General features: G+C 70.2%; 8 protein-coding genes. 1 reads left to right on the top strand and 7 read right to left on the bottom strand.

Annotated features, from left to right (window positions below):
- Positions 1-45: 45 nt before the first annotated feature.
- Positions 46-1,485 (bottom strand): VCBS repeat-containing protein, encoded by a 1,440-nt coding sequence (locus ACWEBX_RS00870; RefSeq protein WP_451882772.1) that lies wholly within the window; start codon positions 1,483-1,485, stop codon positions 46-48.
- Positions 1,486-2,200: 715 nt separating this feature from the next.
- Here ACWEBX_RS00870 and ACWEBX_RS00865 point away from each other — a divergent pair.
- Positions 2,201-2,803, top strand: a complete 603-nt coding sequence (locus ACWEBX_RS00865) for an acyltransferase (protein WP_451882771.1) — start codon at positions 2,201-2,203, stop codon at positions 2,801-2,803.
- Between the two features lie 298 nt (positions 2,804-3,101).
- Here the strand turns inward: ACWEBX_RS00865 and ACWEBX_RS00860 are convergent, their stop codons facing one another.
- The 6 genes from ACWEBX_RS00860 to ACWEBX_RS00835 all read right to left on the bottom strand — a co-directional run bounded on the left by ACWEBX_RS00860 (position 3,102) and on the right by ACWEBX_RS00835 (position 11,286).
- On the bottom strand, positions 3,102-4,424 hold the full coding sequence (locus ACWEBX_RS00860; RefSeq protein WP_451882770.1) for a hypothetical protein: 1,323 nt from the start codon (positions 4,422-4,424) through the stop codon (positions 3,102-3,104).
- Between the two features lie 182 nt (positions 4,425-4,606).
- Complete coding sequence (locus ACWEBX_RS00855; protein WP_451882769.1) at positions 4,607-5,890, bottom strand: nucleotide sugar dehydrogenase; 1,284 nt, start codon at positions 5,888-5,890, stop codon at positions 4,607-4,609.
- Positions 5,891-5,899: 9 nt separating this feature from the next.
- On the bottom strand, positions 5,900-7,579 hold the full coding sequence (locus tag ACWEBX_RS00850) for a glycosyltransferase family 2 protein (RefSeq protein ID WP_451882768.1): 1,680 nt from the start codon (positions 7,577-7,579) through the stop codon (positions 5,900-5,902).
- The gene (locus ACWEBX_RS00845; protein WP_451882767.1) at positions 7,576-9,159 is read right to left on the bottom strand and encodes a glycosyltransferase family 4 protein; all 1,584 of its coding nucleotides are present in this window, start codon (positions 9,157-9,159) and stop codon (positions 7,576-7,578) included. The genes ACWEBX_RS00850 and ACWEBX_RS00845 overlap by 4 nt, the downstream gene beginning before the upstream one ends.
- Complete coding sequence (locus ACWEBX_RS00840; RefSeq protein WP_451882766.1) at positions 9,149-10,174, bottom strand: Gfo/Idh/MocA family protein; 1,026 nt, start codon at positions 10,172-10,174, stop codon at positions 9,149-9,151. The genes ACWEBX_RS00845 and ACWEBX_RS00840 overlap by 11 nt, the downstream gene beginning before the upstream one ends.
- Positions 10,171-11,286: a DegT/DnrJ/EryC1/StrS family aminotransferase gene (locus ACWEBX_RS00835; RefSeq protein ID WP_451882765.1), complete on the bottom strand. Its 1,116-nt coding sequence runs from the start codon at positions 11,284-11,286 to the stop codon at positions 10,171-10,173. Before ACWEBX_RS00835 ends, ACWEBX_RS00840 begins: the two co-directional genes overlap by 4 nt.
- Positions 11,287-11,729: the final 443 nt, after the last annotated feature.

Here is an 11,729-nt window from a genome sequence, read left to right as displayed (position 1 = left end):
CCGTCGCGGGGCGCCGCTCGGCGCCCTGACGTCGTCGGCGAACCGTCAGCGAACCGTGGCCCCGAAGGCGACGCCGGCCGCCGGAATGCCGCCCTGACCGGGCTTGAACGTCTGGGTCGGCGCCCCGCCCGAGGCGACACCCCATGGGAAGCCGTAGACCGCCTGTCCGTCGGCCGCACCGTAGGGCGTGCCCACGTACAGCAGGGAGGGGGTGGCGGCCAGGGAGAGGCCGGTGAGCATGCGGGGTGCGGGGGCGGACGGGATGCCGTACCCGGGGTCGATCCACTGGTCGGAGGCACCGGGCGCGCCGACCAGCGGGACGATCTGGACTCCTCCCACCTCCGGGTTCTCCTCGGTCGACTCCTCGCCGGGCACGCCGATCGCGACCCTGGTGGTCGTGCCGGTGGAGGTGGTGTTCGGAGAGGTGTTGACGGCGGCGAGCCGTCGGCCGAAGAAGTCGCCGGCCTCGGCGCTCTGCTCCACGTCGGCGCCGTTCTGGTCGATCCAGGCGGTTTCGGTGAAGGTGCCGTTGGCGGCGAGCTTGAAGACCTGCACGGCGCCCGCGTCGACGGTGGTCTTCAGGTCCTCGCCGGGGATACCGACCACGAGCAGCGACTCGGTGGTGGAGGTGGCGCCGGAGGCCCGGTAGGGGACCATGGCGAGCGCCGCGCCGAACTGGTCGCCGACCTCCTCGTCCCCGTTGATCGCGTCCTGGTCCTGGGCGAGTCCGCCGAGCGGCTTGGGGTAGCCGGAGGTGAGGGTGTGGTTGAAGTAAGCCACGCCGCCCGCGAAGGTCGTGGTCCCGAGCGCCTCACCGGGCGTGCCGACGGCGAAGTGGGTCGGGGTCGCGGCGATGCTGGAGCCGAAGCGGTCGTCCTGCTCCGCGATACCTGCCACGGCGCCGCCGGTCTCGGTGTCCTGAGTGACGCAGACGACCGTCAGCGCGGTACCGCTCACGTAGTAGAAGTCGCCCGCGTCCTCGACGCTGCCGATCGACTCACCGGGGGCGCCGATGAGCAGGTAGGGCGTGCCGGCCGAGGTCTTTCCGGCCGCGACCGCGTAGCCGACCCAGTCGTCGGCCTCCGGGGTTCCGCCCAACGGCTTGTCGCTGCCCTGGTACAACTCCGAGACGGCCTTGGTGCCGGCGCCCAGCCCGGCCGTGGCGCCGTAGATCACGTGCACCAGGCCGGATTCGGGCGCGGTGCCGATGGCCTCGTACGGGGCACCGACCACCAGGTCGCTGCACCCGTCGAGGTCGGCGTCGTAGACGGCCAGCGCGGAGCCGTACTGGTCTCCCGTCTCGGGAGTGCCGGGTATGCCGTCCGTGGCCTGCGAGAGGGCGAGGGTGCCCTTGCCGCCGCCGTAGACGACGTGCACCACACCCGCCTTCGCGACGCCGTCGACGGTCGCCTCCGGGTCGGCGATCGCCGTGTCCCTGATTCCGTCGCCGTTGAAGTCCGACTCAGTGCTTGAGGGGCACGCCACGGCGGCTGCGGCAGGTGTTCCGCCGGTTCCGACGCCCCAGATGAGCAATGCCCCTGTCAACACGCTGGCAGCACTGTGCCGCCACGTGTTCCTTGCGTAAGACACAGATCTCCCACAACTAAAGAAAACCTAAAGAAGGTCAAGAGATCATTTCTTTACGTGAAGTGCACATGCAATACCAACAGCGTTTCCCGCTGCGTGAAGTCAGTCACAGGAGTCACACACATAACCCACAGATGGTTGCGCGTCGCGCGAGGGAGCGACGCCCCGGCCGTCCGATCGATCGTCAATTGCGAATCCTTGGAGCGCGGTTCGAGGCTTCAGGCTGCGGTGACGGGGTGTCATGCAGCGACCGGCACACACCTCGCTCCGCCCGCCTCGACACCCTCATCCGGCCCCAACGCCAACGTTTGCGTTCTTTGCTATCACGATGCCCATGCAGTCGTCGCGCGCCTCGGCGGACCGAAGCCCCGGACCTAATCCTCATCAGCGCCCCACTTGTTCAGGCGGGAGCGCTGCAGCACGGGTGCATGGGCCTGCCGGAAGCGGTGAGGGGAGGGAGCCATCCTGTCCGGGTCAGGGCCGCGAGATCGCCCGGTGGATCCACTGAAGCCGGTGGACCCACCGGATACGACGGGGTTCGGCGCAAGGCGAACGGTCTGCCCTGGCACGTATGCTCACCGGGCGTAGTCGTCACCCCGGAAGCGAGAACGAAGTGAACTACAGGGTCCAGCCCAGCGCCCAGGTCGACGAGACCGCAGAGATCGGCGCGGGAAGCAGCGTCTGGGACCTCGCGCAGATCCGCGACGGTGCCCGCCTCGGCGAGGGCTGTGTGATCGGTCGTGGCGCGTACGTCGGTTCGGGCGTGCGTATGGGCGACAACTGCAAGCTGCAGAATTACGCGCTCGTGTACGAGCCCGCCGAGCTCGGTGACGGCGTCTTCATCGGCCCGGCCGTGGTCCTCACCAACGACCACAACCCGCGCTCCGTCGACCCCGAGGGCAAGCAGAAGAGGGGCGGCGACTGGGAGGCCGTCGGCGTGAAGATCGCCGACGGTGCCTCGATCGGTGCCCGCGCCGTCTGCGTCGCGCCGATCAGCATCGGCCGCTGGGCCATGGTGGCCGCCGGTGCCGTCGTCACCAAGGACGTGCCGGACTTCGCCCTGGTCGTCGGTGTTCCCGCGCGACGGGTCGGCTGGGTCGGCAGGGCCGGCGTCAAGCTGATCGAGCACACCGGCGAGGCCGACGTGTGGGAGTGCCCGCAGACCGGCAGTCTGTACGAGGAGAAGGACGGCGTCCTCGTCGAACGCGGCGCCTGAGGTCGGGGGAACCGGCTGGACGTCGGCCCCTTCGTCGCGGACGGGGGTCTCCCCCGCTCTCTCCCGGCGCGCGGTCAGCCGTTCCGGTGGCCGCTGAGCAGGAGCTGTCCAAGTCGCCGCGTACGACGGTCGAGACGTCCGGCTCAGCGGCCTCGACCCGCAGGCCGGTCTCGGCCCGCAGGCCGGTCTCGGCCCGCGCCCCTGGACGCTGTGGGCGACGCGTTGAGCGGCCGGGCCGGGGACCGGTACTCCTGCCCTCCCCTGGCCGGGCCGGAGCTCACCGGCCGGTCGAGTCCGCTCAACCGCTCAACCGCTCAACCGCTGCAGCGGCACCTCGAAGCTGCTTCTCTGTCATCGGAACCTCTGCCACCGATACCGAGGACCAGTGACGGTCGACGACGAGGGGCAGGCCGAGGACGACGGGCATCCACATCAGGACGCCGAGACGGTCGGCTTCCTGGACGAGCGGATGGGCCGCGACCGCGCACGCTCCGGTGACCGCGGCGCCGAAGGCCGGCAGGCCGAGTCCGTTGCCGTAACGAACCAGGGCCCAGACCGCGAGTCCCGTAAGGACCAGGAAGTAGGGCATCCCGGCCTGCCGGGCGATCCAGTCCGGCCAGAACCGGGCGTCGAGATCCAGCAGCGCGCTCCAGGGAGCGGCGATCTCCGGGGTGTCGAAGTGATGGGTGAAGGTGTCCTGCAGGGTGACCTGTGAGGACGGCAGGCCGAGCATCCGCATGGCGAGCGCGACTCCACCGGCGGCCGCCAGGGAGGACGCCACGAGAACGGCCGTACCCCGGTGGCGCCACGGAGGGCGGAGACACAGAGCCCACGTCGCGGCCGCGCCGAGGACCACCGCCAGCACCAGGGCCGACGAGTAGCGGGTGACCCCGCCAGCCACGTACCCGAGGGCCACCAGAGCCGTTCCCTTCACCAGGGAACGGCGCCTGAGCAACAGCAGACCGCCCCAGAGCACGCACAGGACGCACACCGTGAACAGCCCCTCGCCGAGAGCCTGGGCGCTCCACCAGCCGAGCGGTGTGGCAAGGAACGCCACCTGTCCGACGGCGGCGGCCCGCCGGTTCAGCCCCGCACCGCCGAGCAGTCCGTACACGAGCAGCGAGCCCCCCGCGGCCAGGAGCACTCCCAGCAGCCTCATCCCGTCGAGCACCCCGAAGGCGCCGACGAACGGCGCCGCGAGCAGGGGATAGCCCGGTCGGCCGGAGAAGATGGCCTGATAGCGCGGGTCACCGGTGGTGATGTCGGGGGCGTCGGTCCACCGCTTGAGGCAGGCACGTTCGGCGGCGGTGCCGAGGGCGTTCCGGCTCTCGTGGACCATCGGCTGAAGCCGCTCGTCGTGCGCCGCGCGGTCGGCGCGGCTGACGCAGAAGGCGGCCAGCGCCGTGCGATGCGCCTCCTCACGCGGGACACCGAGGTACTGCTCCGCCGCCCGCGCGTACCGGTAGGAATCCGGGAACATCGTCCACTGCGGCGCCGCGACGAGTTGGAACACCGCGTACAGCAGGCAGATCGATAACGGCAGAACGTACCTGCCGCGGCGTGCACGGACAGCGATCCGTGCCGTGAGGGACGGGGTGACGACGGTGGGGACAGCGGGCACGTGAGGATCCTGAGCAGTGAGCGGCCGACCCGTGCAGCATCGCCAGGGCCGGATCGTACGACGGCTTCCGGGCGGACCGAGGCGTCGGCCCCGAGGACCTGTTCCGCCCGCTCTTCCCCTCCGTGTCATGGCAAGGGCCCGTCCAGTATGCCCGGACGGGCCCTTGCGGTGCGGGTGGGGTGTCAGCCGCCGATGACAACCCGACGGACGCCCTTCCAGGCCTCCGCGTCGGTCGTACGGCGTCCGTCGACCAGGACCGTGACGTCCGGCAGGTCCGCCGGGGTCAGCGTCCGGTACTCGGCGTGGTCGGCCTGGAGGATCGCCGCGGTGACCTTCTCACCGGCGTGCGGGGGCAGACCGTGCGCCGACAGCTCGTCGGCCGTGTACATCGGGTCCGAGACGAACGGGACGGCGCCACGGGCCCTGAGCGCCTCGACGGTCGGGAAGACGCCGGAGAACGCCGTCTCCTTCACGCCGCCCCGGTAGGCCGCGCCCAGCACCAGGACGTTCACCCCGGTCAGGTCGCCGTAGGCGGCCGCCAGCAGGTCCACGGCGTACTCCGGCATCGCCGCGTTCGCCTCGCGTGCGGAGCGGACGACGGTCGCGGTCGGGTCGTTCCACAGGTACATCCGCGGGTAGATCGGGATGCAGTGGCCGCCGACGGCGATGCCCGGCTGGTGGATGTGGCTGTACGGCTGCGAGTTGCAGGCCTCGATGACCTTCTTGACGTCGATGCCGTTGCTGTCCGCGAAGCGCGCGAACTGGTTGGCCAGACCGATGTTGACGTCGCGGTAGGTGGTCTCGGCGAGCTTGGCGAGCTCGGAGGCCTCGGCGGTGCCCAGATCCCAGACACCGTTCGGCTGCGCCAGGTCGGTGCGCTCGTCGAAGTCGAGCACCTGCTCGTAGAACTCCACACCCCGGGCGGTCGACGCCTCGTCGATGCCGCCGACCAGCTTGGGGTAGCGGCGCAGGTCGGAGAAGACCCGGCCGGTGAGGACCCGCTCCGGCGAGAAGACCAGGTGGAAGTCCTCGCCCGCGGTCAGGCCCGAGGCCTCGGCCAGCATCGGCGCCCACCGGGTGCGGGTGGTGCCGACCGGGAGCGTGGTCTCGTAGGAGACGAGCGTGCCCGGCTTGAGGCCCTGGGCGATGGCCTTCGTCGCGGAGTCCATCCACCCGAAGTCCGGCGTGCCCTCGACGTCGACGAACAGCGGAACGACGACGACCACTGCCTCGGACTGCGCGACCGCTGCCGCGGTGTCCGTCGTCGCGCTCAGGAGACCGGCGTCGACGGCCTGCTTGAGCTTGACGTCCAGGTCGTGCTCACCGGGGAAGGGCTCGGTGCCGGCGTTGACCAGCTCGACGACCTTCTCGTTGACGTCCGCGCCGATGACCCGGTGCCCCTTGGACGCGAACTGCACGGCCAGCGGGAGCCCGATCTTGCCGAGGGCTACTACACAGATGTTCATGGACGGTCGCTACTTCCTTTTCGAACGGCTCGTGGGGGAACCGCTCGGCTTGGGGCCGGCGGATCGGATGGTCAGTCGCTGGGCGAGGGCCGACTTCGCCTTCGAGAGCAGTGACCGCTTCGACGGGTACAGGGGACCCGTGGCGATCACCACACGGCCCTTGGGGTTCACCGTCGCACGCGCGTAGTGCGGGTCCTCGCGGGCACCCCAGCGGCGGGCCAGCGGCATGGGCTTGCCCTTGCCGCGCACGGGGATCTCGTACGTCGAACCGGCGACGTCGAGGTAGAGCCGGACGCCGAGTTTGACCGGACGCCGCTCCAGCGGGACGCGTGCGTGCAGCACCGTGGTGGCGCCGTCGTCGGTGAGCTCGATCGTGAACTCACCCACAGGAGCCGGGAGTTCGTGGCCCGCCGGGAGCGCTCTGGCTCCGGGCTTGTCCGCCGACTTCGGCATGGCGCCGTGGGCGAGGCGCAGGACGGCTCCGTCGACTTCGCCGAGGACCGGCAGCCGCAGGGTGGCCGTGTACGTGATCTCGTCGTCCGCCTGCTCCCAGGTGGAGGCGAGCAGTTCGGTGCCCTTGGCGAGGCGGCCGGGAACCGCCTCCCCGACGAGCTCGTAGCAGCGGTCGGACAGTCCGATGCGGGGATCGCGGAAGCCCGGGTAGCGGGCGTAGGCGCGCTCGCCCTCCACGACGAACGGCGGCGCCCCGTTCGCCTTCTCCGAGGCGATCGCCTCGGACAGCTCGTCGACCGCGCCTGCCTGCGCCAGACAGATACGCACCCGGCGCTTGACATCCATGGCGTCGCGGATGCCGTCGTTGAGGTAGGCGTCGGCGAGCCGTGCGACACCGGCGCAGAGGCCGCGCTGGAGTTCGCGGTCGAGCGTGGGGAAGTCGTCCTGGACGAGCTTGGCCACTTCCCAGGTGAAGTGCCGGCGCAGTACGGCGTCGCGCTCCGGGCCCGCCTCGAGGAGACCGGCGGTGAAGTCCATGATCTCCACCGCGCACTGCAGCCGCGCCAGGTGGTCGGCGCGGTAGGTGATGTTGCTGGCGTCGCCCCGCTTCACCGCGTAGTAGCAGGTGTAGTCGGCCACCACGGAGATCTTCCGTGCACGCACGCAGGCCTCGATGGTGAACGGCTGGTCACTGCCCACGGGCAGGTGCTCGGGGAAGCGCAGCTTGTGCTGTTCGACCAGATCGCGCCGGAACAGCTTGGTATTGGCGAGCGTCCACGGCAGGGCGGAGTCGGCGAGGCCGACGTCCGGGTTGTTCTCCTTGTAGAGAGCCTGGTGGACGTACCGGCCGTTCGTGCCGACCATCTTGCCGACGACGACGTCGGAGTCGTGCTCGTCGGCACAGGCCACCATGCGCTCCAGCGCTTCCTCGCCGAGGTAGTCGTCGGAGCCGATGAAGTAGACGTAGCGGCCCGTGGCGATGTCCAGCGCTCGGTTGCTGGGGGCGGCCGGGCCACCGGAGTTGGCCTGGTGAAGCACCTTGACCGTGCCCGGGTACCGCTCCGCGAAGCGGTCGAGTTCGGCACCGCTGTCGTCGGTGGAGCCGTCGTCGACCGCGACGATCTCCAGCCTGTCACGGCCGATGCTCTGCCCGATCAGGGAGTTCAGACACTCCGTCAGATAGGGCATGGTGTTGTAGACCGCGACGACGACGCTGACGTCGGGTGTGCCACTCATGTCCGAGCCTCCACCGGTCTCCGCTCGGCCGCCTTCCGGGTCCCGCTGCCGGGCAGCAGCCCGCTGTAGACCTCGTCCAGCAGGTCGGCCTGGGCCTCCCAGGTCCACTGGTCGAGGAGCCCCGGCTTGTCGTAGACGCTCCGGTAACGCTCGGCGTCGCCCAGAACAGACTTCACCGCGCGGACGTAGTCCTCCACGTCCTCGGCCCGGAACACCTCGCCCTGGCCGGTCTGCTCGACCATGGAGCCCATCGTCTTCACGTCGCTGACCACCAACGGCAGCCTGGCGTGCGAGTACTCGAAGAACTTGGTGATGAGCGCGATCTCGTGGTTCGGCCAGTGGTGGATCGGAATGACCCCGAGGTCCGCGGCCGCGAGGAAACGCACGACCTGGTAGTGCGGCACGTACGGCACGATGTGCAGCCGGTCGCCGACACCCAGCTCCTCCGCGCGCGCCCGAAGGGCCCGCATGTACTCGGAGTCGGTGTTGAGCACGACGAACGCGGTGTGCACGTCCGGAAGCTGCGGCAGCGACTCGACCATGGTGTCGAGGCCGCGCTGCGGAGCGGCGGCGCCGCTGTAGACGGTCAGGGGCACGTCGTACCCGATACCGCACAGCTCGCGCAGATCCGGAACCGGCTCGGCCGCCTGCTCCGGCGAGACCTCGGCGTCGGGCGCGTTGAGGACGACGGTGGGACGGGCCTTGAGGCCGTGCCGTTCCTGGAGCATCCCGGCAAGGGTGTCCGAGACCGTCGTCACGGCGTCGGCGTGCCGCGAGTACTCCAGCTCGTGGGCGCACTGGGCGACGTGCCAGCGCGGGTGCGGGCTCCACGGCTTGATCCCGGGCAGGAACTCGTGGGCGTCCCAGACGAGCTTGACCTTGCGGCCCTTGGCGCGGGCGCGCAGCGTGGCGCGGGCTCCGACACCCAGCATGCGGAAGTCATTCGCGTGGACGAGGTCGGGCTTCAGCTCGTCGATGACCTTGCCGTACGCGAGCTCGAAGTCCCAGAGATGGGGGTCGAGCCTGCGCCAGGCGCGGGTGCCCATGGTCTTCTTCCAGAACGCGGTGGTGAACCTGTCCAGAGCGGAGTCCATGTCCTTGCGCCGCTTCTCCAGCGCCACGGTGCTGCGGTGGCGCAGTTTCACCCAGGAGTACAGGAGGCGGGCCAGGAAGCGAGGCGCCAGGAGCCTCAGCCGGCCGAGGGCCGAACCCTCCTGCTTGGCGAGGATCAGCCGGATGTTCAGGTCGGTGCGCCAGGCCTTGATCTTCTGACGCCGGTACGCGGCCAGCGGACCGGGCCGGTACGCCAGCGGGGCACGCAGCACGGCACGCCGGTACTCGTGTCGTCGGCGGGACATCGGACCGGGTACCGGCAGAAGCCGGACCTCGGCGTCACCGATCTGCCAGGTCTGCTCCTTCTTCCCCTTGGCCCTGCCCAGCAGTACGACGTCCCAGCCCGCTTCGGCGGCCGACCTGGCCTCCTTCTGCACGCGCGAATCGCCGTTGACCCCGTTGTCGACGAGCATCACGATCCGCCCGCGCACGGGCTGGTTCGTCGACGTGTTGTTCTCAGCTGCCATGGATGGCCAGGTCCTCCGAAAGAAGCGAAACGCTGCGGTTGTCCAACGCCGACTCCAGCACAGCCGCCGCCACTTCCACCGTCCGCGTGCCCTGGCGCAGGGTACAGATGTCGGCCGGCTTGCCGAGCACGGCGTCGCGGAACAGCTCGTGTTCGACGAGGAGCGGCTCGCGCTTCGGGATGGCGTAGCGGATCATGTCGCCCTCGGAGACACCGCGGAAGGCCTGGAGCGCCTCCCACTCCGTGGAGATCGAGGCGTTGGAGTGGAAGGTCAGGTCGGCGGTGAGGGTGTCGGCGATGAAGCAGCCGCGCTCGCCGGTGACCGAGGTGAAGCGCTCCTTGAGCGGGCTCAGCCAGTTGACCAGGTGGTTGACCATCGTGCCGTCGTCGAGACGGCCGACCGCGGAGACCATGTCCTCGTGCTCACGGCCGCTCTTGGAGACGGTGTGCGCGGCGATGGAGACGTACTCGCGCCCGGTCACCCAGCCGGTGAGGTCGATGTCGTGGGTGGCGAGGTCCTTGACCACGCCGACGTCCGCGATGCGGTGCGGGAAGGGACCCTGGCGGCGGGTGACGACCTGGTAGACGTCGCCGAGCTCGCCGGCCTCCAGCCGGGCGCGCAGCGAACGCAGCGCCGGGTTGCACCGCTCGATGTGGCCTACGCCGGCCACCAGGCCGCGCGACTCGAACGCCTCGATGAGACGGTGTGCGCCCGCCACGGTGTCGGCGACCGGCTTCTCGATCAGCGCGCAGACACCGGCCTCGGCGAGCTGCATGCCGACCGGCTCGTGCAGCGCCGTGGGGCAGGCCACGACGGCGTAGTCGATGCCGAGGCCGATGAGCTGGTCGACGGTGTCGAGAACCGGCGCGCCCTGGGCGGCGCCGAACGTGTCGCCCATCGGATCGACGACGCCGACGAAGTCGACGCCCTCCAGCCCGGACAGGACGCGGGCGTGGTGACGCCCCATGGAACCGAGACCGACGAGCCCGGCCCGCAGCTTCTTCTCACTGCTCACAGCTGAGCCTCCAGCGCGTTCACGGCGGACACGATGCGCTCCAGGTCCCCGGCGGACAGACCCGGGTGGACGGGCAGCGAGACGACCTCGGCGGCGGCGCGCTCCGTCTCGGGCAGGTCCCACGTGCGGCCGGCCTTCTGGTCCGGCTCCCAGTACGGCTTCAGCCGGTGGATCGGCGTCGGGTAGTACACGGCGTTGCCGATGCCGGCCTGGGTCAGGGACGCCATGGCGGCGTCGCGGTCGCCCCGGATCCGCACGGTGTACTGGTGGAAGACGTGACGCGCGCCCTCGGCGACGCTCGGCGTGACCACGGACGGCGCGCTGATGTGCTCCGTCAGGTACGCGGCGTTGGCGATGCGCTGCTCGGTCCAGCCGTGGAGCTTGGCGAGCTGCACCCGACCGATGGCCGCGGAGACGTCCGTCATGCGGACGTTCGCGCCGACGATCTCGTTGGCGTAGCGCTGCTCCATGCCCTGGTTGCGCAGCAGGCGCAGGGTACGGGCGATCTCCGCGTCGGCGGTGGTGACCATGCCGCCCTCGAGGCTGTGCATGTTCTTGGTCGGGTAGAAGCTGAACGTTCCCGCGCTGCCGAAGGCGCCGACCGGCGTTCCGTGCAGGGCGGCCGCGTGCGCCTGGCAGGCGTCCTCGACCACGGCGAGTCCGTGCCGCTCGGCGATCGCCATGATCCGGTCCATGGCCGCGGGGTGGCCGTAGAGATGGACGGGCATGATCGCGGCGGTGCGCGGCGTGATGGCCGCCTCGACCGCTGCCGGGTCCAGACAGAAGCTGTCCGCCTCGATGTCGACGAAGACCACGTCGGCACCGACGAGGCGCACCGCGTTGGCGGAGGCCGCGAAGGAGAACGACGGCACGATGACCTCGTCGCCCGGGCCGACGCCCAGAGCGAGCAGCGTCAGGTGCAGCGCGGAGGTGCCGGAGTTGACGGCGACGCAGTGCCGCCCGTCCACCACATCCGAGAACTCCGCCTCGAAAGCGGCAACCTCGGGGCCCTGTACGACCCGGCCGCTGCGCAGCACGCGTACCGCGGCCTCGATCTCCTCCTCGCCGATCACGGGTCTTGCGGCGGATATCAACTCATGGGCGTCGGTCATCGACATCCCTTCCTCATCAGCGACCTCTAGGGCGCACTACGTCGTGCAGGGGTCGGGAAGGAACGGTGTCGAGCGTGGCACGTCCGCATCCCTGGAAGTCCGCTGACGCCTTTGCGACGGCGATCGCTTCCCGCAATACCCTGCCCCCCGGGGGTACCTCGCGTGGTCTACGGCCCGCGTGGCGACCAGCAGCCGAGTCCACGGTGAGATTACCAGCAGAAGTGCAAAGCTTTTCCTCAGGGTTACAACAAGGAAACCCTAGATTGGCGTGCTGTCCGTCACATGATCCATCTGGAGGGGTCGCATCCGCCGCCCGGCCGGCGTGGGAACAGCCGGCGGCGTGCACGGAACGCCGAAGCGGGGGGGGCGGGGGCGGGGGGGGGGGGGCCGCGGGGGGGGGGGGGGGGGGTTGGAGCAGGGGTGAGTCCGCTGGGGAGGAAAAA

The sequence above is a fragment of the Streptomyces sp. NPDC005070 genome, assembly GCF_053600395.1.
The sequence above is the reverse complement of the archived record's forward strand: the minus strand, read 5'-3'. Positions and strand labels throughout refer to the sequence as shown.